Annotated in this window: 24 protein-coding genes; 10 read left to right on the forward strand and 14 right to left on the reverse strand. The window is 63.8% G+C overall.

Features of this window, described 5'->3' with window-relative positions; genetic code table 11:
* Window position 1 precedes the first annotated feature (1 nt).
* The gene (locus QNA11_RS10575) at window positions 2-1,027 is read left to right on the forward strand and encodes a UDP-glucose--hexose-1-phosphate uridylyltransferase (protein WP_283482994.1); all 1,026 of its coding nucleotides are present in this window, start codon (window positions 2-4) and stop codon (window positions 1,025-1,027) included.
* Window positions 1,028-1,200: 173 nt separating this feature from the next.
* Here QNA11_RS10575 and QNA11_RS10580 read toward each other — a convergent pair whose 3' ends face one another.
* The 7 genes from QNA11_RS10580 to QNA11_RS10610 form a co-directional block, all read right to left on the reverse strand.
* Window positions 1,201-1,674 (reverse strand): hydrogenase maturation protease, encoded by a 474-nt coding sequence (locus QNA11_RS10580; protein ID WP_283482995.1) that lies wholly within the window; start codon window positions 1,672-1,674, stop codon window positions 1,201-1,203.
* 5 nt (window positions 1,675-1,679) lie between these two features.
* The gene (locus tag QNA11_RS10585) at window positions 1,680-2,972 is read right to left on the reverse strand and encodes a Ni/Fe hydrogenase subunit alpha (RefSeq protein WP_283482996.1); all 1,293 of its coding nucleotides are present in this window, start codon (window positions 2,970-2,972) and stop codon (window positions 1,680-1,682) included.
* On the reverse strand, window positions 2,947-3,738 hold the full coding sequence (locus QNA11_RS10590) for an NADH-quinone oxidoreductase subunit B family protein (RefSeq protein ID WP_283482997.1): 792 nt from the start codon (window positions 3,736-3,738) through the stop codon (window positions 2,947-2,949). Before QNA11_RS10590 ends, QNA11_RS10585 begins: the two co-directional genes overlap by 26 nt.
* A 1-nt stretch (window position 3,739) precedes the next feature.
* Window positions 3,740-4,585 carry an FAD/NAD(P)-binding protein gene (locus QNA11_RS10595; RefSeq protein WP_283482998.1) on the reverse strand — a complete coding sequence of 282 codons (846 nt, stop codon included), beginning with the start codon at window positions 4,583-4,585 and terminating at the stop codon, window positions 3,740-3,742.
* Between the two features lie 7 nt (window positions 4,586-4,592).
* Complete coding sequence (locus QNA11_RS10600) at window positions 4,593-5,054, reverse strand: cyclic nucleotide-binding domain-containing protein (RefSeq protein WP_283482999.1); 462 nt, start codon at window positions 5,052-5,054, stop codon at window positions 4,593-4,595.
* Window positions 5,054-6,205, reverse strand: coding sequence for a 4Fe-4S dicluster domain-containing protein (locus QNA11_RS10605; protein ID WP_283483000.1), 1,152 nt, complete (start codon window positions 6,203-6,205; stop codon window positions 5,054-5,056). Before QNA11_RS10605 ends, QNA11_RS10600 begins: the two co-directional genes overlap by 1 nt.
* 262 nt (window positions 6,206-6,467) lie before the next feature.
* Window positions 6,468-6,857 (reverse strand): HU family DNA-binding protein, encoded by a 390-nt coding sequence (locus tag QNA11_RS10610; protein WP_165051247.1) that lies wholly within the window; start codon window positions 6,855-6,857, stop codon window positions 6,468-6,470.
* A 270-nt stretch (window positions 6,858-7,127) separates the two neighbouring features.
* Here QNA11_RS10610 and QNA11_RS10615 point away from each other — a divergent pair, with 270 nt between their 5' ends.
* Together QNA11_RS10615 and QNA11_RS10620 are read left to right on the forward strand one after the other, a co-directional pair.
* Window positions 7,128-7,577, forward strand: a complete 450-nt coding sequence (locus tag QNA11_RS10615; protein WP_283483001.1) for a (2Fe-2S)-binding protein — start codon at window positions 7,128-7,130, stop codon at window positions 7,575-7,577.
* A gap of 13 nt (window positions 7,578-7,590) precedes the next feature.
* Complete coding sequence (locus QNA11_RS10620; protein WP_283483002.1) at window positions 7,591-9,771, forward strand: xanthine dehydrogenase family protein molybdopterin-binding subunit; 2,181 nt, start codon at window positions 7,591-7,593, stop codon at window positions 9,769-9,771.
* Here the strand turns inward: QNA11_RS10620 and QNA11_RS10625 are convergent.
* The 6 genes from QNA11_RS10625 to QNA11_RS10650 form a co-directional block, all read right to left on the reverse strand.
* A complete protein-coding gene (locus QNA11_RS10625; protein WP_283483003.1) occupies window positions 9,743-10,357 on the reverse strand; it encodes a nucleotidyltransferase family protein in 615 nt (204 codons plus the stop codon). The genes QNA11_RS10620 and QNA11_RS10625 overlap by 29 nt on opposite strands.
* Window positions 10,357-11,415, reverse strand: coding sequence for an XdhC family protein (locus QNA11_RS10630; RefSeq protein WP_283483004.1), 1,059 nt, complete (start codon window positions 11,413-11,415; stop codon window positions 10,357-10,359). Before QNA11_RS10630 ends, QNA11_RS10625 begins: the two co-directional genes overlap by 1 nt.
* 75 nt (window positions 11,416-11,490) lie before the next feature.
* Window positions 11,491-12,321, reverse strand: a complete 831-nt coding sequence (locus QNA11_RS10635) for an HvfC/BufC family peptide modification chaperone (RefSeq protein WP_283483005.1) — start codon at window positions 12,319-12,321, stop codon at window positions 11,491-11,493.
* Window positions 12,318-13,163 carry an MNIO family bufferin maturase gene (bufB, locus tag QNA11_RS10640; RefSeq protein WP_283483006.1) on the reverse strand — a complete coding sequence of 282 codons (846 nt, stop codon included), beginning with the start codon at window positions 13,161-13,163 and terminating at the stop codon, window positions 12,318-12,320. Before bufB ends, QNA11_RS10635 begins: the two co-directional genes overlap by 4 nt.
* Before the next feature lie 56 nt (window positions 13,164-13,219).
* Window positions 13,220-13,501 carry a hypothetical protein gene (locus tag QNA11_RS10645; RefSeq protein ID WP_202072969.1) on the reverse strand — a complete coding sequence of 94 codons (282 nt, stop codon included), beginning with the start codon at window positions 13,499-13,501 and terminating at the stop codon, window positions 13,220-13,222.
* Window positions 13,502-13,577: 76 nt separating this feature from the next.
* Window positions 13,578-13,811 carry a hypothetical protein gene (locus tag QNA11_RS10650; RefSeq protein WP_283483007.1) on the reverse strand — a complete coding sequence of 78 codons (234 nt, stop codon included), beginning with the start codon at window positions 13,809-13,811 and terminating at the stop codon, window positions 13,578-13,580.
* Window positions 13,812-14,230: 419 nt separating this feature from the next.
* On the opposite strand from QNA11_RS10650, the gene rpsA reads away from it, so the two are divergent.
* From rpsA to rpsD, 4 genes are all read left to right on the forward strand, one after another.
* Entirely contained in the window at window positions 14,231-15,958 is a 1,728-nt protein-coding gene (rpsA, locus tag QNA11_RS10655; protein WP_283483009.1) for a 30S ribosomal protein S1, read from the forward strand.
* Between the two features lie 217 nt (window positions 15,959-16,175).
* A complete protein-coding gene (locus QNA11_RS10660) occupies window positions 16,176-17,135 on the forward strand; it encodes a hypothetical protein (RefSeq protein WP_283483010.1) in 960 nt (319 codons plus the stop codon).
* Window positions 17,136-17,209: 74 nt separating this feature from the next.
* The gene (locus QNA11_RS10665; protein ID WP_202072973.1) at window positions 17,210-17,566 is read left to right on the forward strand and encodes a hypothetical protein; all 357 of its coding nucleotides are present in this window, start codon (window positions 17,210-17,212) and stop codon (window positions 17,564-17,566) included.
* Window positions 17,567-17,838: 272 nt separating this feature from the next.
* Window positions 17,839-18,456: a 30S ribosomal protein S4 gene (gene rpsD / locus QNA11_RS10670; protein WP_202072974.1), complete on the forward strand. Its 618-nt coding sequence runs from the start codon at window positions 17,839-17,841 to the stop codon at window positions 18,454-18,456.
* A gap of 106 nt (window positions 18,457-18,562) precedes the next feature.
* Here rpsD and QNA11_RS10675 read toward each other — a convergent pair whose 3' ends face one another.
* Entirely contained in the window at window positions 18,563-18,961 is a 399-nt protein-coding gene (locus QNA11_RS10675; RefSeq protein WP_283483011.1) for a hypothetical protein, read from the reverse strand.
* A gap of 216 nt (window positions 18,962-19,177) precedes the next feature.
* Here QNA11_RS10675 and QNA11_RS10680 point away from each other — a divergent pair, with 216 nt between their 5' ends.
* From QNA11_RS10680 to QNA11_RS10690, 3 genes are all read left to right on the forward strand, one after another.
* Window positions 19,178-20,572, forward strand: a complete 1,395-nt coding sequence (locus QNA11_RS10680; RefSeq protein ID WP_370568532.1) for a sensor histidine kinase — start codon at window positions 19,178-19,180, stop codon at window positions 20,570-20,572.
* A gap of 122 nt (window positions 20,573-20,694) precedes the next feature.
* Window positions 20,695-20,913 (forward strand): hypothetical protein, encoded by a 219-nt coding sequence (locus QNA11_RS10685; RefSeq protein ID WP_202072976.1) that lies wholly within the window; start codon window positions 20,695-20,697, stop codon window positions 20,911-20,913.
* 85 nt (window positions 20,914-20,998) lie between these two features.
* Window positions 20,999-21,652 carry a DsbA family protein gene (locus QNA11_RS10690; protein WP_283483012.1) on the forward strand — a complete coding sequence of 218 codons (654 nt, stop codon included), beginning with the start codon at window positions 20,999-21,001 and terminating at the stop codon, window positions 21,650-21,652.
* Window positions 21,653-22,022 lie beyond the last annotated feature (370 nt).

A 22,022-nucleotide genomic window follows, 5' to 3' on the forward strand; every position in this document is an offset into this window, starting at 1 on the left:
TATGCTGCGATTGCAACACGACTCACACCGCCGCCTCAACGCCCTGACCGGCGAGTGGGTGCTCGTCTCCCCGCATCGCACGAACCGACCCTGGCAGGGCCAAACCGAAGCCAAAGCCGAGGCCGCCATCCCGTCTTACGACCCCGGCTGCTATCTTTGCCCGGGTAACACGCGCGCCAATGGCGAGCGCAATCCGGCGTATGAAGACGTCTTCGCCTTCGACAATGACTTCGCCGCGCTCCTGGCTGACGCCCCACGAGAGGAGATCAATGAGAAGGGGCTGATCGTCGCGCAAGGCGAGCCGGGCTTCTGCCGCGTCGTGTGTTTCTCGCCTCGACATGATCTCACTCTGTCGCGCATGAGCGTCGGCGACATTACAAAGGTCGTGGAGCTATGGCGCGAGGAGTTTGCCCGCCTCGACGCCAATCCCTTGGTCGGCTTTGTTCAGATTTTCGAAAATCGCGGCGCCATGATGGGCGCGAGCAATCCGCATCCACACTGCCAGATTTGGGCGACGCAGAGCGTGCCGAACGAAATCTTGAAAGAATCGGTCCGCCAGCGCGATTATTTCGAAAGCCGCGGAACGTGCCTTCTATGCGACTATCTGGCGCTCGAACTCGAGAAGCGCGAGCGCGTCGTTTGCGAGAATGAAGGGTTTGTCGCGCTTGTTCCGTTTTGGGCGACCTGGCCTTTCGAGACCGTGCTGCTGCCACGCCGCCACATGGTCGCCCTCGACGAATTCGGCGAAAGCGACTCGCGCGCGCTGGCCGATATTTTGAGCCAACTCACCAAATGCTACGATAATCTCTTCTCCACGCCCTTTCCTTATTCGATGGGTTTCCATCAGCGTCCGAGCGACGGCGCCGCGCATCCGCATTGGCATTTTCACGGCCATTTCTATCCGCCGCTGCTGCGCTCGGCGACGATCCGAAAGTTCATGGTCGGTTTCGAATTGCTGGGCTCGCCGCAGAGGGACATTACGCCGGAGAGCGCGGCCGAGCGGCTGAGGGCTTCATTGTCGCGCTGACGCGCCAGCGAAGCGTTATACGAGAGCCGCTTAATCGGGCCCGTGTCATTCCCGACGCTCGCGCGGCGAGCGATCGGGAATCCAGAGCAAAGGCGGCTATCGCGGCTCTGGATTCCCGGTCGGGATTTCAGCCCGCCGGGAATGACAAGCCCCATGCGAGCTGTTCAAACCGATTACTTGTGCCTCGGAAGAGCGAGAATCTCATCGCGCACGTGCATCGCGACCTCTTCGATCGCGCGAGTGACAGCGGCGGAAACGGGCCCGCCTATGTCGAAAGATTCACCCTCTATCGCGTAAACGATGCAACGCAGCGGCAATGCGCCGAGCGCCTTCGCCAGCTCCACCGCTTCGGCGAGGCCGAAGCCGTGGGATGAAAGGCCGAAGGTCGCCGTCGCTGGAAGGCCCTCGGCGGCGTCGAAGCGATGAATGGCTCCGGCCGTTGCGCCGGAAAAGCAGGCGTCGATGAGAAAAGCCGCCTCAGCGCCTTCGAGCGCTGAAAGAATGCGCGTCGCCTCCCCATCCAGCTCGATGATTTCGGCATGGCTCTCGCCCGCCGCACGCAGACGTCTTGCAACCTCACGGCCGGCGGCGTCATCGCCTCGATCGAGATTGCCGACGCCGATGGCGACCACCCGGCCTTGCGTCATGCGCGTTACCCCCTGTCGATCTCCAGCTTGAGAAAATGCGCCGCGCAGGAAATGCAGGGGTCGTAATTTCGCACGGTTTGCTCGCAGCGGTACTGCAATTCCTTGTGAGGCAGATCGGAGAAGCCGCCGATGAAGTCGAGGAGATCCTCTTCGAGACAGGCTTGGTTCTGTGAGGTCGGCGGCACAATCTGCGCGTCGGTGATCGTGCCCGTGTCGTCGATATGGTAGCGGTGATAGAGCATGCCGCGCGGGGCCTCCGTGGCGGCGTAGCCGACGCCGGCGCGGGGCTCTACGGGGACGAAAGGCCGGTCGGGCTGCTCGTAGTTCTCGATCACGCGCAGCGCTTCGTCGCAGGCGTAGACCGTTTCAACCGCACGCACCATGATGCTGCGATAGGGATTGCGGCAGCTTTCGCCGAGGCAGATCTCTCGCGCGGTCTCTTTCGCCAGCGCGGATAGCTGATCAAAGGCCAGATTGTAGCGGGCCATCGGTCCCGTGAGATAGGCGCCGCCGCCATTGCGCAGATGGGAATGGAGCGCCGTCGAATGGGCGACATGCGTCTCCTCGAAATGCGCGTCATATTCGGACGCCGAAATATCGAGGCCCTTGTTGGAGACGATACGGCCTTCGTTGAAGGGGTATTCGTCAGAATGGCGCAGCGCGACGAAAGTGTAGTCGCGCTCGCGCTCAGGAAAGTCGAAGGCCGCGACCCAGCGCGCCGTCTCCAGCGCCGCCTCGCGCGCCCATTTCAGCTTCTCGGCGAGAGGCGCCAGCTCGCGCTTGCGCGGCGCGCGATGAAAGCCGCCGACGCGTACATTGACAGGATGGATTTCGCGGCCGCCAAGAAGCTGTAGAATTTCATTGCCCACCTTCTTGAGCTGCAGGCCGCGCTTGACGACGTCGCCATGGTCGCGCGCCATTTGCACGCCGCCGTCGTAGCCGAGAAAATCCGGCGCATGCAGCATGTAGATATGCAGGACATGCGACTCGATCCATTCGCCACAATAGATCAACCGACGCAGATCGCGCAGCGGGCCCTCGACCTTCACGCCCAACAGATTTTCGAGCGCATGAACGCCGCTCATCTGATAGGCAATCGGGCAAATGCCGCAGATGCGCGCGACGATGTCCGGCGTCTCGGCAAAATGGCGGCCGCGCAGAAAAGCCTCGAAAAAGCGCGGCGGCTCGAAGATGTTGAACTCGGCGCTCTCGACCTTGCCGTCGCGCAAGACGACTTTCAGCGCCCCTTCGCCCTCGACGCGGGCAAGAACGTCAACCTTTACGGTCTTGCGCGTCATGACGTTCGCTCTCCTTGCGGAAGGGTTCGGCATTGGCGTTGAAGGTGCGGTAGATGCGTTCGAGCCCCTTCGAGTCCATGCCCATGCCGGCGAACCAGCCGCTCAGGGAGGGAGCGTTGGGCGTCTCCTTGGGGCCGAAGCAGCCGTAGCAGCCGCGGTCATAAGAAGGGCAAAGCGCGCCGCAGCCCTCATGCGTCACCGGCCCCAGGCAGGGCGTCGCCTTTGCGACCATCACGCAGACATTGCCCTTGAGCTTGCACTGGATGCAGACGCTGTGCGCCTGCGTGTTCGGGCGCCGGCCGGAGAGAAAGGCCGAGACGACGTCGACGAGCTGTCCCTTGTTGATCGGGCAGCCGCGCAGCTCGAAATCGACGGGCACATGCTCGGAGATGGCGGTCGAGGTTTCGAGCGTGTGGATATATTCGGGATGTGCGTAGACGATGGAGATATATTCGCGCACGTCGGCAAAATTGCGCAGCGCCTGAATGCCGCCAGAGGTCGCGCAGGCGCCGATGGTGATCAGCGTTTTCGAACGGCGGCGCACCTCGTGGATGCGCTCGACGTCATGGGCCGTGGTGACAGAGCCTTCGACAAGCGAAAGATCATAGACGCCCTTGACCTCGCCGCGCGTCGCCTCGGGAAAATAGGCGATGTCGATCGCGCCCGCGATGGCGAGAAGCTCATCCTCGCAATCGAGCAGGCTCAATTGGCATCCGTCGCAGGAGGCGAATTTCCATACCGCCAAACGCGGCTTCCTGGCCTCCATGTCAAAGCTCCTTGATCGCGAGAAGGGGCTTCAGTCGCGCATAGGTGAAGACCGGCCCGTCGCGGCAGATGAAGGTGGGCCCAAGCTGGCAGTGGCCGCACTGGCCGATGGCGCATTTCATATTGCGCTCCATCGAAAGATAGATCGCCTCTTCGCTGACGCCCTTGTCGACGAGCGCCATCGAGACGAAGCGCATCATGACCTCCGGACCGCAGACCATGGCAAGCGTTTTGGCCGGATCGACGCCAAGGCGCGAGATCAGATTGGTGACGACGCCGACATGGCCGTGCCAGTCACCCGTCGCATGATCGACCGTGACTTCGACGTCTATGTCGAGATGGCTGCGCCAATGCTCGACCTCACGGCGAAAAACGATCTCTTCCGGCCGCCGCGCGCCGAAGAGCAGCGTCACCTTGCCGAAACGATCGCGCGCGCCGAGCAGGCGGTAGAGCGCCGGCCGCAAGGGCGCGAGGCCCAATCCGCCGGCGACGACCACGATATCCCTGCCCTCGGCCTGCGCCATGGGCCAGCCGACGCCGAAGGGGCCGCGAACGCCGATCGGGTCGCCGGGGCCGAGCTGCGTGAGCGCCTTGGAGACGGGGCCGACAGCGCGGATCGTATGGATGAGCGGACCATCGGCCGGGTCGCCGCTGACGCTGATCGCCGCTTCGCCGACGCCGAAGGCGGTGAGCATGTTGAACTGGCCTGGCGCATAATGAAAACGCGCGCCGTCCGCCATTTCCAGCTCCAGCGTCCAGGCGTCGGGCGCGTCATGGCGGCGCCGGCGCACATGGGCGATCTGCGGAACCATCGGCCTTGCGTGCAGAAGAGCCGTCGTTTCGGACATTATCGCCTCAGCCGTGGGAGCCATAGAGGTCGAGGAATTGCAGCCGGGTCTCGTGCAGACGGTCGATCAGCACCGGCATGAGGCGTTTCATGATGTCATAACCGAGGCTGTGGTCGGCTTCGCATTTGCCGCGCAGACATTTGGCGTCCATGGCGATGAGGCGGCAGCGTTCGAGCGCCTTGGCGTCATAGACCCAGCGATAGGGCGGCACGAGCCAATTGACGCCGAAAACCTCTCCGGCGCCGAGCGTGAGAAAGGTCGCCGCGCCGCGCCCCGGCGCCGCAACCTGCAAGGCCACGCGCCCCTCCCGGACAAGATAAAATTGATCGGCCGCCTCGCCCTCGTGGAAGATGAAATCGCCGGGCTCGAAACGCGCATTCATGGCGCAGCCCGCAGCAAGCGCGACGAACCCCTTGTTGATCCCGTGGAAAAACGGATGTTCGGAGAGGATGCGCTCTAGATTCTCCATCAGGGGTTCCTCACGCTTTTCTCGCTGTCGGAGATGGCCTGCGTTTCCTCGGTGATGTCGATGCCGACAGGACACCAGGTGATGCAGCGACCACAGCCGACGCAACCGGTGGTGCCGAATTGCTCATGCCACGTTGCGAGCTTATGCGTCATCCACTGGCGATAGCGCGACGAGACGCTCGGACGCACCGACCCACCGTGGATGTAGGAATAATCCATGGTGAAGCAGGAGTCCCAGCGCCGGCTGCGCGAGGATTCGACGCCGGCGAGATCATTGTGATCCTCGACCGAGGTGCAAAAGCAGGTCGGGCAGACCATGGTGCAATTGGCGCAGGAGAGGCAGCGCTGCGCGACCTCCTGCCAGCGCGGATGCTGGAGATTGCGCATCAGCAGCGCCGGAACGTCTTCATCGGGCATGCGACGGCCCATCGAGGCGGCGGTTCGCGCAACGACTTCGTCAGCGGCGTCGATGTCTTGCTGCGTCGCTGGGCGGCGCGGCAATTCGGCGAGAATTTCGGCGCCGGCGGGCGAGCCGGCCCCGACGAGAAATTCATGCGCGTCAGCCGACATTAGCTCCGTGAGCGCGAGGTCGAAGCCATGTGTGACTTTCGGGCCGGTTTTCATCGAGACGCAAAAGCACGTTCCGCCGGCCTTGCCGCAATTCAGCGCGACGATAAAGGCACCGTCGCGCTGCGCCTTGTAATGCGGATCGACATAGTCGCCCCCCATCAGCACGCGGTCCTGTATGGCGATTGCGTTCAGCTCGCAGGCCCGCACACCGAGGAAAGCGTAGTTCTGTGGATCGAGCGGTTCGGCTTCGACCTCGATCTCACTACCTTGCCGCTTGGCGCGCCACAAATTCAGCAGAGGCTTGTGGAGAAACTTCTTCCAAGAGTGCGGGCCGACCGCATAGCCGAAAAAGGCGCCGTCTTCACGCTGCGCAAGCTTGTAGCGGCCGGGCTCCTGCTCGTCCGTGACGCCGCGCGGCAAATCGTCGAGACTGTCGATGTCGTCGTAGATGATGGCGTCGTCGCCGATCGTGGGCGCAACGACGCGCTTCCCGCGGCCCCGGAGGGCCTCGATCAAAGCACGCAGCCCGTCGACCGACATCACGTAACGCTCTGGGACGGCGCCGCTCGCTGCTTCCGACATCGCTCATTCTTGCGCTTGGCTATTCGGGGAGATTGTACCCCCAATATGAAGCAGGCGCGACGCCCGCCTGAAATGATTTTAGTGAGAATGAGACCCAGTGATGGCGGAGCGCCGAAGCGATCCGCCATTCCCGGCGCTCGCAAAGCGAGCGATCGGGAATCCAGAGCAAAACCGGCGCTTTTGCGGCTCTGGATTCCCGGTCGGGCTTTCAGCCCGCCGGGAATGACATCCCCCAAGGCGAGCTGTTCAAACGGAAATGGCGTTACTTGGTCGCCGCCGTCTTCAGCTTGGAAAGCGCGCGGATCTTGACGCGCACGCTCGCGGGCTTGGCTGCGGCCTTCACCATTTCGCCGGTGGCCGGATTGCGCACCAGCGTGCCCGCCTTGCGCGCCGGCACCTTGCGCAGCGTCACCTTCAAAAGGCCCGGCAGCGTGAATTCGCCGACGCCCTTGGGATGCACCGAACCCAGAAACACGCCTTCCAGCGTGGCGTAGACCGCCGCCGCCGTCTTGCGCGGCAGCTCGTTCTGCTCAGCGATATAATTGATCAGCGCCGCCTTCGTCATGGTCTCCTTGACCGGACGAACAGTGGGAGCTTCCCTGCCGCTGACCTTGGCGGTCGCGGCAGCCTTGGTGGTTTTTGCCTTGGCCATAAGCTTTTCTCCTCGTCGCGATTGGCCGCTAAATGCCGCGTGCCCGCGTCGACAATGCAAATTGCTAACGATTTACAAGGTGATTCGCAATCGCGCCCTTGCATTCATTGCTTATCCGACGCGTTTTCTCTTCCGCGCCGCGAAACGCGCATCCCTCGCGGCGGATCGCCATCGCCCTAAATGAGCGCGCAAATCTTGCGAGCGGCTTGGCGAAACCCTTCTCATTTGGTAGGATTTCGGAAACGAAATCGAGCGGCGGGGGAAGATGCAATGACGGCTCTATTCGTCAATGGCGCGAAGATCGACGTGGACGTCGAGCCGGATACACCGCTCCTTTGGGCGCTTCGTGAGAATGCGGGTCTAACCGGCACGAAATATGGCTGCGGCATCGGGCAATGCGGCGCCTGCACGGTTCATATCGACGGGCAAGCCGTGCGCTCCTGCAGCGTGACGGTCGGCGACGCCGTCGGCAAGAAAATCACGACGATCGAGGGCCTTGCGCAAAACGGCGTGTTGCATCGCGTGCAACAGGCCTGGATCGATCACGACGTCCCGCAATGCGGCTATTGCCAGAGCGGCATGATCATGGCCGTCGCGGCGCTTCTCTCGGAGAAGCCGAATCCGAGCGACCAGGACATCGACAACGCCATCACCAATATCTGCCGCTGCGGCACCTTCCAGCAGGTGCGTGAGGCCATCCACGCCGCCGCCAAGGCCTAAGGGGACGATCGATATGAGCAACAGCATCGACATCGGCCGCCGCGGCTTTCTCATCGGCGCCGCCTCGCTCGGCGGCGGCCTGGCGCTCGGCCTCGACATTCCCTTCGGCGCCGAGACGGCGACAGCCGCGCCGCTGATAAAGCCCGAGGTCAACGCCTGGGTCGTCGTGAAGCCGGACGACACGGTGATTATCCGCATCGCGCGGTCGGAAATGGGCCAGGGCTCGCTCACGGGGCTCGCGCAGCTCGTCGCCGAGGAGCTCGATTGCGACTGGGCCAAGGTGACGACGGAATATCCCACGCCCGGCGAGAGCGCGGCGCGTAGCCGCGTGTGGGGCGATTTTTCCACCGGCGGCAGCCGCGGCATTCGCTCCTCGCAGGATTATGTGCGCAAGGGCGGCGCCGTCGCGCGCGCCATGCTGATCCAGGCCGCAGCCAATGAGTGGAGCGTTCCCGTGAAGGAATGCCGGGCCGAAAAGGGCGTGATCACCCACGCCGCCTCGGGCCGCGCCACGAGCTATGGCAAGGTCGCCGACGCGGCCGCGAAGCTCGCCCCGCCGACCGACGTGACGCTCAAGGATCCGCGCGACTGGAAAATCGCCGGCAAGGGCTTGCTGCGGCTCGACACTGCCGACAAGACCACCGGCAAAATGATCTATGGCGCCGACGTCAAGCTGCCGGGCATGCTGAACGCCGCGATCAAAGCCTGCCCTGTCTTCGGCGGCAAGCTTGCGAGCTACGACGAAAGCAAGATCGCCAATTTCAAGGGGGTGAAGAAGGTCGTGCGCGTCGACGACAACGCCGTGGCGGTCGTCGCCGACACTTGGTGGCGTGCGAAGACGGCCCTCGACGCGCTTCCCATCGTTTGGGACGAAGGCCCGAACGCCAAGACCTCCAGCGCCGACACGGCGAAATGGCTTGCGGAAGGGTTGAACGATTCGCAGCCCGCCGTCACCGGCAACGAGAATGGCAGCGCGCATGCGGCGATCGCCAAGGCGCCCAAGGTCGTCGAGGCTGTCTATAGCTATCCGCACCAGAACCACGCGGCGATGGAGCCCTTGAACGCGACGGCGCTCTATACGCCTGATAGATGCGAGGTCTGGACCGGCACGCAGAATGGCGAGGCGGCTTTCGATGCGGTCGTTCACGCCTCGGGCCTGCCGGCTGAAAAATGCGACGTGCACAAGACCATTCTCGGCGGCGGCTTCGGTCGCAAAGGATTTACAGACTATGTGACGCAGGCGGTGCTGATCGCGAAACAGCTTCCGGGCACGCCCGTGAAGCTCCTTTGGTCGCGCGAAGAGGATATGACGCAGGGCAAATATCACCCCGTCACGCAATGCAAGCTCACCGGCGCCTTCGACGCCGACAATAAGCTCACTGCCCTGCATATACGCATCTCCGGCCAGTCGATCCTTTCGACCGTGCGGCCGCAGGCGGTGAAGAACGGCGTCGATCCGGCCGTGTTCCAGGGGCTGGTTTCGACCGGCGACGCACAGATCGGTTACGACGTTCCCAATCTTCTCGTCGAACATTCGATGCGCAATCCGCCCGTCCCACCGGGCTTCTGGCGCGGCGTGAACATCAACCAGAACGCCATCTATCTCGAATGTTTCATGGACGAACTCGCCCATGCGACGGGCGAGGACCCGTTGGCCTTCCGCCGCAAGCTGATGGCGAACCATCCCAAGCACCTCGGCGTGCTCGAGGCCGTCGCCGCGCGCGCGGGCTGGGACAAACCAGTGCCGGAAGGCGTTCATCGCGGCATCGCCGGCTATATGGGCTATGGCAGCTATGTCGCGGCGGTCGCGGAAATCTCCGTCGCGCAGGACGACAAGATCAAGATCCACCGCATCGTCGCGGCGACGGACCCCGGCTACGCGGTTAATCCGGCGCAAATCGAGCGGCAGATCGCGGGTTCTTTCGTCTATGGCCTCTCGGCGCTCTTTCACGGCGCGATCACGACCAAGGACGGCCGCGTGGAGCAGGAGAATTTCGACAGCTACGAGTCGATGCGCCTCAAAGATATGCCGAAGGTCGAAAGCATCGTCATGCCGAGCGGCGGCTTCTGGGGCGGCGTCGGCGAACCGACCATCTGCGTCGCGGCGCCCGCTGTGCTCAACGCCTATTTCGCGGCGACGGGCAAGCGCATCCGATCGGTCCCGCTCAAGAACGCGAATATCGGCTTCGTATAAGCCTGACGAGGTCGGCGGGCGTGTCCACATCGGCCAATATGCCGGCGTCGTCGATCGAAAGCTCGACGACGCCGTCGACCCTGCGCAGCAGGCGCCGCGCGCCTTCGTCGCCTCGAAGCTGAGCGAGCTGCGGGAAGAGCGCGCGCGCGAGTAAAACCGGATTTCCGCGCTCGCCTTGGCAAACGGGGACGACGGCGGCGCAGTACGGCGCGGCTTCGAACGCCGTCATGAGCGCGTCGAGAACCGGCGTCGAGACGGCTGGCATGTCGCCGAGCAGGGTCAGCACGCCGTCGGCTTGCTCGGCGGCGGCGAGGCCAATGCGAAGCGACGAGGCGAGGCCGCTCGCGAAATCCATGTTGTGCGCATAGCTGACCGGCAGGCCGGCGAGCGCCGCCACGACCGCGTCAGGCTTGTGTCCTGTCACGACGATGACGCGGCTTGCGCGCGAGGCGAGCGCCGTCTCGGCGACATGGCGTAACAAAGGCTGGCCGTCGAGCGGCGCGAGCAGCTTATTCTCATTGGCGCTGAACCGCGCGCCGCGCCCAGCCGCGAGAACAATGGCGGCGACGACCGGCGCGCCGCGCATCAGCCCACGACGCAGCTTGTCGAAGAAGCGTCCTGCACCAGCCGGCGCAAAGGCTTCTGGCCTCGGGCGAGAATGATTTCCGCCAGGATCGACACGGCGATCTCGGCAGGGCTTATGGCTGAGATATCGAGGCCGATCGGCGCATGCAGGCGCTCCAGCGCGAAGGGGGTTACGCCGCTCGCCTTCAGCCGCTCGACGCGCCGCGCATGCGTGGCGCGCGAGCCCAGGGCGCCGACATAGAAGCAATCCGACGCGAGCGCGAGGCGCAGGGCCGGGTCGTCGATCTTCGGGTCGTGCGTGAGAACGGCGACCGCCGTTGCGGCGTCGAGGCCGGTCTCCGGCAGCGCCTCGTCGGGCCAGCGCATATCGAGCCGGGCCTGCGGGAAGCGCTCAGGCGACGCATAGGCGCCGCGCGGATCGATGATGGTCACATCGAAACCGGCAAGCGTCGCCATCGCCGCCAGCGCCTGCGCGACATGCACCGCGCCGATGAGGAGCAGACGCGGCCCCGGTCGATAGTGATTGACGAAAAGCCGCCGCCCGTCGTGCAAGACGAGCCCGCTTTTGTCATCGAGGTTCAGCGCGGGCGGCGCCGTCGCAAAATCATCCGCGCGAAGCAATTGCGCCGCGCCGCCATCCAGCGGCGTGATAATGGCGCAGGGGCGCCGGGCGGCGATTTCGCGGTTCAAGGCGGAAAGCAGGACGAGGCGATCCGCGTCGATTCTTTCGACGTGAACGGCAATACGCCCGCCGCAGGAGAGGCCGACGCGCCAGGCGACCTCGTCGGCGACGCCGAACTCCAGAAAGCGCGGCGCGCCGTCGGTAATGGCGTCCTGCGCCGCGGTGATTACCTCTCCCTCGACGCAACCTGCCGAAACCGAGCCGCAGAAGGCTCCCGCTTCGTCGACGGCAAGATGAGAGCCGATCGGACGCGGCGCCGATCCGAAAGTTTCGACCACCGTCGCGAGAGCGACGCCTCGTCCCATCCGACGCCAGCTTTCGGCCTGACGCAACACGCCGGCGTCGTCGACGGGAGCGGAAAGACTGGTCTCGTTCACGCGCGCGGCCTCCGCCATCCAGCGGACGGGTCGCCCGCTCGTCTTAATTATAGCAAAAGCGTAGGATTTGAAGCCTCAATCGCGCAGCGACACGCCGACGACCATGCCGTCCTCGAACCAGCTCGCGAGAAATTGCGCAAGCCGCTCGGGTTCGATGTCGCCGGATTGCTGAAAAGCCGCCATTTGGCAGATGTCGCCGAAGGCGCGGCCGGCCCTGGCTTCGCAGAGCGCGACATATTCGGCGGGTTCCAGCTCGCGATAGGCCGTCTCTTCATTGCAGCGCCAGACCGCGACGGCTTCGGTCTCCTCTGCGCGCTGGGGCTCGGCGTCCCCTTCGTCCGCCTCCGCCTCCTCCGGCTCCTCGTCGTCCTCCGCCGCCGCGGCCTGATAAGCCGCCAGAACGCCCGCCGGCTGCTCCAGGAGAATGAGGCTCGGATGGAAGTCGAAAACGAAGCGCGGCGAATCCTCGGGCGCAAAGCCCGCGAGCGCCTGTATCGTCAGTGGCTCGGCGTTCGGCGCGTCGAAAGCGTCGACCATGGCGCGTTCCAGAAAGGCCATGGCGATCGCGCGCGCATCGTCGCGCCAGGAGGCATGTTCGCGCATATAGTCCGGCAGGCCGGTCGTGTACCACCGGGCGTTGCGGCACTGCGGCGGGTTGGCGGCCACATAGCCGCCGACCAGCGTCTCGAAGGCCTCGTCCCCGATCAGCGCGCGCAGGCCGGGGTAATCTTCATAGAGGAAGCTCTCCAGGCGAATGCGGTAGCCCGACTGATAGACATGCAGAAGCTCGGCCCGCTCGGCGCCGCGCTGCGACTCGCGCAGCTCCTTCAAAAGCGGCGCATCCGCGTCCCCTGGACCGCCGAGTATGCGCGCCTGAAACAGCGCCTGAAAGTCGGCGAGCTTCATGCCGCGCTCAACGCCTTTTCCGCGGCGATGCGGGCGTCGATGTCGCGCATGCGCTGCAATTCTTCCAGAAGCTCCGAGAAGGGCGGGAAATTGTCGTCGCGTTCGATCATCGCCGAGACGTCGCCGAAGCGGCGGCGGGCATGTTCGTAGAGCGCCCAAACCTCCTCGCAGATCGGCTGGTCGTGGGTGTCGACGCGATGCGTCTCGTGATTCGTGTGGCCCGCCATGTGGAATTGCACCACGCGCTCGACCGGGACGGCGTCGATGAAGGCCACCGGATCATAGCCGTGATTGAAGCAGGACACGAACACATTGTTGACGTCGAGCAGCAACAAGCAGTCGGCGCGCTCGGCCATCTCCTTCACGAACTCCTGCTCGCTCATATCGGACGACACGAAAGAAACATAGGTCGACGCGTTTTCGACGACGAGCTGGCGCTTGAGATAGTCCTGCACCCGGGAGATGCGCTCGACGATGTGGTCGAGCGACTCTTTTGTATAGGGGATCGGCAGAAGGTCGTGCAGCGAGAGGCCGTGGACGCCGGTCCAGGCGACATGGTCCGAGACCCAGGCCGGCTGCACGCGCTCAATCAGCGATTTCAATTCCGCAAGATAGTCGAAATCCAGCGGATCGGTCGAGGCGAGTGACATGGCGACGCCGTGCATCACGATCGGATAATCGGCGCGAATTGCGTCCAGCATGGAGAGCGGGCGCCCGCCCGCGACCATGTAATTTTCGGAGATGATCTCGAACCAGTCGACGGGCGGCCGGTTCGACATGATCTCATCGTAATAGATCGGGCGGAGGCCAAGACCATAGCCGAGCGGGGCTGGCTTCTGCATGCGAACGTCCCCTGCCTAAAATGGGCGCCGGCCCCGAGGGAGCCGGCGCCAAAACCTTACTTCGTGTGGCACTTGCTCTTCATGTTGCAAGCGCCCTTGCTGTGGTGGCAGGACGACTTGTGATGGCAGCCATGACGGCAGGAAGCCTTGCTCTTACCCACGTTGTGTTTGCAGACGCCAGTCTTGGTCATGCAGGCGGTCTTGCCGCCGCACTGGCCCTTGGACATGTTGCACAGATGCGAACCATGGGCGGCGGCGGGGGTGACGACGGCGCCGCTCAGCGCCAAGCCGACAGCCGCCGCGGCAAGCGCCGCGCCCGAAACGATTTTCGTCTTCATACACTATCCTCCTTTGAAAACCCCCAGTGGGGGGCGATAATCGGCGCGCGAATTGGCCTCATGCGCCGAAACCGAATTACTTGCCCTCGATAGGCTTGCCCTCGACGGGCTTGACTTCGCCCGCCGGCGCTTCCTTGCTCTCGGTCTTGGCCGGGCAGCCGTTCTTGCCACCGCATTTGTTCTTTTCGACCGACGCCTTGGGGGCGCGCTGGTGAGCCTTATGCTTAGCCAGAGCAGGACCCGCGCCAGCAATTGCGAGGGACAGCGCGGCTGCGGCCAGAGCGGCGCCGGAAAGGATATTCCGCTTCATAAGCTTCGATCTCCAACTGGCCTCGCGCCCCGTCGCTCGCCCCGCAAGCATAGGCGTGAATATTGACCTCCTGCCTAGCTAGCAGGAATCGGCCCAGATTGCGACAGTGAGTGAGAACTTGCTCATACAACGCCGCCGCCGGTCTTGACGCAGCGCATCAACTCTCTCCGCGAGCGCGCGCATGGCGGCGCTTGCGGGGGCGGCGGCGCGCTGTTAAATAGACCCTCGCGCGTCGAACCTTTCGCTCGGCGCGCGTGTCACTCGGTTTTCGTCCATCGGGCCGCGCCGGCCAGTTCGTTGCTACGAACTTTTCGTCTTCGAGAGCGTTTTGCCGCGCCCGAGACGTTCCGATTGTCGGAAACCCTCCGCAACGCCAAACCCAAGCCGGCGCCGCCCGACCAGGGCCCTCAGGAGAACAAATGTCCGCCACGACCGATCGCGCCCCCACGCGCGAAGACTTTGCCGCCCTGCTCGAGCAGAGCTACGGCGATAACGAGGCTTTCGAAGGTTCCGTCATCAAGGGGCGCGTCGTCGCCATCGAGAAGGACGTCGCCGTCATCGACATCGGTCTGAAGACCGAAGGCCGCGTCGCTCTCAAGGAATTCACCGGCTACGGCCGCGACCCCGCCCCCGCCGTCGGCGAAGAGGTCGAGGTCTATCTGGAGCGCGTCGAGAACGCTCTGGGCGAAGCCGTCATCTCGCGCGACAAAGCGCGCCGCGAGGAGAGCTGGGTCAAGCTCGAAAAGGCCTTCGAGACCAATGAGAAGGTCGAGGGCGTCATCTTCAATCAGGTCAAGGGCGGCTTCACCGTCGATCTCGACGGCGCCGTGGCCTTCCTGCCGCGCTCGCAGGTCGACATCCGTCCGATCCGCGACGTCGGCCCGCTGATGAACGTGCCGCAGCCGTTCCACATCCTGAAGATGGACCGCCGCCGCGGCAACATCGTCGTCTCGCGCCGCACGGTGCTGGAGGAGAGCCGCGCCGAGCAGCGTCACGAGATCGTCGCCAACCTCGAAGAGGGGCAGGTGATCGACGGCGTCGTGAAGAACATCACGGATTACGGCGCCTTCGTGGATCTGGGCGGCATCGACGGCCTGCTGCATGTCACCGACATCGCCTGGCGCCGCGTCAACCATCCGTCCGAGGTGCTGACCATCGGTCAGACCGTCAAGGTGAAGATCATCAAGATCAATCACGAGACGCACCGCATCTCGCTCGGCATGAAGCAGCTCCTCGAGGATCCGTGGCAGGGCATCGAGGCCAAATATCCGATCGGCGCGAAGTTCCACGGCCGCGTGACCAACATCACCGACTACGGCGCCTTCGTGGAGCTGGAGCCGGGCATCGAGGGTCTGGTCCACGTCTCCGAAATGAGCTGGACCAAGAAGAACGTGCATCCCGGCAAGATCGTCTCGACGAGCCAGGAAGTCGACGTTCAGGTGCTCGAGGTCGATCCGGTCAAGCGCCGCATCTCGCTCGGCCTCAAGCAGACCCTGCAGAATCCGTGGGAAGCCTTCGCCGAGAAGCACCCCGTTGGTTCGACCGTCTCTGGCGAGGTCAAGAACAAGACCGAGTTCGGCCTCTTCATCGGCCTCGATGGCGACGTGGACGGCATGGTCCATCTCTCCGACCTCGACTGGAACCGTCCGGGCGAGCAGGTCATCGAAGAGTATAAGAAGGGCGACGTGATCAACGCCCAGGTTCTCGACGTCGACGTCGAGAAGGAGCGCATCTCGCTCGGCGTCAAGCAGCTTGCCGGCGATCCCTTCGCCACCGTGGGCGGCGGCGAGGACGGCGGCGAGGTCAAGAAGGGCGCCGTGGTCACCTGCGAGGTGATCGAGGTCAAGGACTCCGGCATCGACGTTAAGATCACCGGCACGGATCTCACGACCTTCATCAAGCGCAGCGAGCTCGCTCGCGACCGCGCCGACCAGCGCCCCGAGCGCTTCGCCGTCGGCGAGAAGGTCGACGCCCGCGTCACCCTGTTCGACCGCAAGGCCCGCAAGGTCGCCGTCTCGATCAAGGCGCTGGAAGTCGCCGAAGAGAAGGAGGCGATCGCCCAATACGGCTCGGCCGACTCGGGCGCGTCGCTCGGCGACATCCTCGGCGCGGCTCTGAAGGCCCGCGAAGAGGGTCCGAAGAAGTAATCCTCGGAACGATCCGAGGTTTGAAAAATCGGAAGGCCTGCGCGACCCGTTCGCGCAGGCCTTTTTCGTTGGATCGACTTTCATTCGACCGCCGATTTACCGCCCATTAACCATGCCGGCAGGCGCTATCGTCCCGTTAACCTTAGTTTTTCCTAGATTTGCGCAACATGCGGCAAATGTTGACGCGCCTTGAGCGCGCGAGCGCCGGAGTTGAGTGATGCGTGCGACCTCTTTCGACCGTGACCCTGCCGAAACCGCCTATCGCGGCCCGCTACGCGCGCGGCCGGAGGGCGTCCAAGCCGCTCTGGGGATGGGCGTCGTCTCCTCGGTTATCCTCGCCGGCGCCGCGCTGCTGATTCGCCTGCCTGCTCCGGCCCCCGAGATTGCGGATGCAGCGCCTGTCGCCATCGAGACTCCGGCGAAGATCACAGCCAAGGCTGCAACGGCGGTCGATAACCCGGCCGCCGCGACGCTCGATATCGCCTCGCCGGAATTCAAGCACGAGAAGAAAATTGTCGCGGTCGGAGAGAAGAAAGACGGAACGCCGCGCGTCGATAGTCTGACGATCGGCCAGTTCGTCGCCGGCGGGACATTCCTGCGCATCGACGTCCACCCTAATCTCGATCCCCGGGCGACCAACGCCGATTTCTATCTGGACATGAAGAATCACGCCGCGGCGGCCGGCCTCACCGCCGCAAAGATCGCCCAGCGCTCGATGGTCCCGACCCGCTTCGGCGCCTTCGAGACGGCGGATATCCGCCTCTCCCAGACGGGCGGCGAAGGCGCCGAGGCCAGCGAACGCGCCTGCCTCGCCACCCGCCTCGTCGAACCTAAAGCCTCGCTCGAAATCGCCGGCATCGCCTGCGGCGCGGCGGGCAAGCCGATGGACCGCGTCGCCCTCGCCTGCGCGCTGGACAAATTGAGCTATTCGGCTGGCGCCGACAACAAGGCGCTCAACGACTTCTTCCTCAACGCAGAGCTCGCGCGCGGCCCGGGCTGCCCCAATGTCTCGCGCGACGATCTCACGGCCTCCATCCCGCCGCAAAAGAACGCCCACACCAAGCCGACCACCGGCAAGCCGAGCGTCGTCAAGCCGGTCGTCAAAGCGAAGAAAAAAACCCATGTGGCGGCGCAACCGGCGGCCGTCGTGCAGCAGGCGGGCGAAACGGAACAATAGGTCAGCTTCGTCTCGCTTTTGCGGTGCGATACTATATATGATGTAGCCGAAGCGTCGAGCTCAAGAGGTTGGAGATGCGCAAAGGACTGAATTTCTCGGTGGGCCTCGCCTGCCTGATTGCGATCGCCGCGGGCGGCGACGCCCTCGCCAAATCGCATCGCCGGCCCGCCTACGCCATTTCGCAGAACCAGCTCGCCGACAATGGCCGCGCGCCGGTCGAGGTCGAGCGCCGAAGCTGGCTCGATCCGGGCACCAAAGTGCCTGTCGGCAGCACCAACCGCTACATGCTGCAGCAGACCTATTTCAATCGCGACCCGATCGAGTCCAATCAGCGTAGCTGGTATATGCAGGAGACCGCCCCGCAGCGGCCGCCCTACAACACGGACATGATCGTGCCTTATGACGAGGGCCTGCCGTTCGACTGGCCGTAAACGACTTGACTTAGGGAGCGACTTTCTTTAGCTCCCCATGATCCTGAGGCGGTAACGTCGCTTCAGGCCAGCACCCGTGGCGTTCGATCGAACGCCTGTCGGCCGGTGATCTTCCGGCAGAGGAGGGCGCGTTCTTCATCCCCGGCGCCGCCGGGCGCGTGTGAAGAGGCGCGATTTCGAAGGCGTTGCGCCCCGGGCGATCGGCTCCGGGCGCTTTATCGTCTTTTTCGCCTCTCGCATGTTGGACGCGACCATGAGAGGACGAAAGTAAAGTGACGAAGCGCGCAGAAGCCAAGTATAAGCTCGACCGCCGCCTGGGCCAGAACATCTGGGGCCGCCCGAAGAGCCCCGTGAACCGCCGCGAATATGGCCCCGGTCAGCATGGTCAGCGCCGCAAGGGCAAGCTCTCCGACTACGGCACGCAGCTCAAGGCCAAGCAAAAGCTCAAGGGCTATTACGGCAACATCTCCGAGAAGCAGTTCCGTAAGTATTACGCCGAAGCCATCCGCATGAAGGGCGACTCGGGCGATAATCTCATCGGCCTGCTGGAGCGCCGTCTCGACGCGGTCGTCTATCGCGCCAAATTCGTGCCGACGGTCTTCGCCGCGCGCCAGTTCGTCAACCACGGCCATATCCGGGTCAACGGTCGCCGCGTGAACATCCCGTCCTATCTCGTGAAGGTCGGCGATGTGATCGAGGTGAAGGAATCCTCGAAGCAGGCCGTGACGGTTCTGGAAGCGGTCGGCCTCGCCGAGCGTGACGTGCCGGAATATTACGACGTCGATCACTCCAAGATGACCGCCAAGCTCTCGCGCGTCCCGCACGCGACCGAAGTGCCCTACCCGGTCCAGATGGAGCCGAACCTCGTCATCGAATTCTATTCGCGCTGATCGACGCGCGGACATACGCCTGCGGGCGACACATTTGCGGGCCCCGTTTCGGGGCCCGCTTTTTTTGAAGGCGCGGAAATGCTCGTTTTCGACGGCGCCTCTCGGCTCACGCCAGGCGCTTTATCGCATGCACCGCAAAGGCGTAGGCGATCCATAAAAAGCCCACGGAAGACACGGTAAAGCTGAGGGCCGTGTAGGCGCGCCAAATCTTTTTATTCCAGAAATTCGGGTCGAAAGCGGCAATCGTGAAGACCGTTGGATTAGAGAAACCGCCAACCGCCACGCACCAGCAAGCAATCACCGGCAAGTCCACTCCCGCGCCATAAAAGGCGGCGCCGAAGAGCGCCATCAGCGCATAGTCGATATGGGCCCGGATCATCGTCTTGTAATCGACGACGAAACGATCGACCGCTTCGATCGGGAACCATTTTGCCAATGTCATGAGCCAGGCGGTCGTGATGAGGGCGGTGAGGCAGGCGGCGGAGCCGATGAGCAAAACTTCCAAGACGCTCTCCTTTTGATTTTCGAGCTTGGGTTGATCCATGCCCGACTCATCGCTCACGCTTTGGACATTTTCTTCGGAATATGGCCCCGGACGCCTTGGGAAATTTGCCCGATCTCGGCTCTGACGCCGCAGCGTCGTTGAAGGCAGCCGGGCCATCGCTTACTTTTGCGCCCACGCGCGGTCCGCCTTTCCGTTCCGGAGCCTATGATGCAACTGATGTTTCGTCTCATCCTGCGCCTCATCGGCGTCGTTCTGCTGTGCCTCGCGGTCACGGCGGGCTGGGTGATGGCCGACGCCCACCACAGGATCGGCGCGGAGACGGCGGCCTCGGCCGAACGCGCCTCGAAAGGCCTGGAAAATCTGTTCTGGCGCGAGATCCTCTGGCGCAGAAGCCTGCGCGACGATCGGCTGCTTTTGCCCCCGACCGAATGGGAGACGCTGGAGACCCTCAAGCTGATCGCGCCGGGCGTTTGCATCTCTTTCCGCTCCGGCGCCAATCAGGAGCCGCGCCGGCTCTGCAGCCAGATCGACAGCGTGGGAACCCCCGCGCCGAAATGGTTCGCCGCCGCCTATGAAAGCCTTTTTGGCGGGCAGGCGCCGGTCTCGCGTCGCGTTTCGGTTCGTGATCCCGGAGCTCTCGTCGTCGCGACGGCCGATCCCGGAGCGGCCGTTCGTCAGGCGTGGAGCCAGATTTCGGTGGTCCTGACGGTCGCAGCCGCGATGGCCGTCGGCATTTGTCTTCTGGCCGCCTTTGTCATCGCCCATGCCCTGGCGCCGACCGGGCGGATCGTGGACGGCCTGCACGATTTGGAGGCGGGAAACTATCGGCGCCGCATCGACGTCGAGGGCGCCGGCGAATTCGGTCTGATCGCCCGCGCCGTGAACGATCTGGCGGCGCGTCTGGCGCAAATCACCGCCGAGCGCATGGCCCTGACGAAGCGCCTGTTCGAAGTTCAGGAGGATGAGCGCCGCGCGCTCGCCCGCGACCTTCACGATGAGTTCGGCCAATGTCTCACCGCGACCATCGCCTTCGCCGCGGCGATCGAGGCCGGCGCGCCCGATCGCCCGGACCTCGCGCAAGACGCGCGCGCCATTGGCCGAACGGCCAAGCGCATGATGGCCACGCTGCGCCAGACTCTTGCTCGGCTTCGCTCTCAGGATCTCGAGGAATTGGGCCTCGAAGCCTGCCTCATCCAGCTCGTGGCGGGCTGGAACGCGCAGACATCGCCCAAGGCCGTTGTTCATCTGGACGTGTTGGGGAACCTCGCCGCCGTTCCCGCCGCTGTTTCGACGAGCCTGTATCGCATCGCGCAGGAGTGCTTGACGAACGCCATGCGCCATGGCGATCCCCACGACGTCTATCTGCGCGTCGAGCGCCTCGCCGCCAATGACGGACTCGTCGCGCTGACGGTCGAAGACGATGGCGGCGGCGATCCGGCCAGTCTCGACCAGTCGACCGGGCACGGTGTTTTGGGCATGCGCGAGCGCGTCGCCGCATTTGGCGGAAGGCTGACGGTCGGCCAGGCCGCGAGAGGCGTCAAAGTCGCGGCGCAAATCCCCCTTGCCGCTTTGAGCGCGCCTGCCCCGATGGAGCTGCCGAGCGCAGCGTGATCGAAAAGGCGGAAGCCTGTTGAAGCGCGAACGGAGCCCTAAGCGGCCCGCTCCCTCCTTCCGCCCCCAGCCCGCGACGCTGTATGCTCCCCCCAAAAAATCTCACAAAGGGGGAAACGACAATGTCTCAATTTCAAAACCGCCCGCAGCCCAAGGAAGAGCGCAGCCAGACGCCATTGTGGTTCGCCATCGCGGGCCTTCTCATCAGCGTCGCGAGCTTCAGCATGAAAGACCTGATGATCGGCGACGTCGTCTTTTGGGCGGGCGGCGTCTTCGCGGCGATCTCGCTCGTCTATTATTTCTTCCGCCCCACCCACGGCATTCCGACCAAGCGCAAATAGCGCGCTCCCCTTCCGCCAAAGAATCTTTGCCCGAAGCAGCGGAGCGATTATGTTCGCTGCGCCCTCTCCCAAGGAACAGGCCAACATGTCCTTTTCGTTTTTCTCGCTTTCCCGCCGCCGCCTCATTGTCGCCGCCGGCGCGATGCTCCTCGCCGGTCCGGCGCTGGCCGACAAAGCCGCCGCCGGAAAGGTGTCAGTCGAGGAGCTGATGGCGCCGAACGCCCTGCCCGACATTGTCGAGGGCGACGCCAATGCGCCGGTGACCATCGTCGAATACGCCTCCATGACCTGCAGCCATTGCGCGGCCTTCCACCATGAGGTCTATCCGGCGCTCAAGAAGAATTACATCGACACGGGCAAGGCGAAATTCATTCTGCGCGAATTCCCCCTCGATCCGCTCGCCACCGCCGCTTTCATGCTGGCGCGCGAGCTGGGCGACAAGCGCGACGCCGTGGTCGATCTGCTCTTCGCGCAGCAGAAGAACTGGGCTTTCGTCGACAAGCCGCTCGACGGCCTGGCGAGTGTGCTCAAGCAGGCGGGTCTCAGCCAGGATAAGTTCGAAGCGGTCCTGAAGGATCAGGCGCTTTACGAGAAGGTGAACGCCGTGCGCACCCGCGCCAATGAGAAGTTCGGCGTCAACTCCACGCCCACCTTCTTCATCAACGGCGACAAATATACCGGCGAAATCACCATCGACGATTTCGGCAAGATCATCGCTGCGAAGACGCCAGCGAAGTAACGGACCGCGAGCCTTCGGGCTCGGTTTGTTGATGAATCTCCGAGGCGGCCTCGTCCTTCGAGACGCGAGCTTCGCTCGCTCCTCAGGATGAGGCCTAAGTGTTTTACGCAGATGAATAAGCCCCTCATGCTGAGGAGCCTGCGCAGCAGGCGTCTCGAAGCACGAGGGGCGATACCGCCACTTTGTCATACCATTTCCGTTTGAATAGCTCGCATTGGCGCGTGTCATTCCCGACGGGCCGAAGGCCCGATCGGGAATCCAGAGCCACAAAAGCGCTGGTTTGGCTCTGGATTCCCGATCGCTCGCTGCGCGAGCGTCGGGAATGACACCGAACCGATCAAGCGGATCTGGTATCCGTAGTCTGTGCGAG

This window comes from Methylocystis sp. JR02 (assembly GCF_030063565.1).
GTDB classification, from domain to species: Bacteria; Pseudomonadota; Alphaproteobacteria; order Rhizobiales; family Beijerinckiaceae; genus Methylocystis; species Methylocystis iwaonis.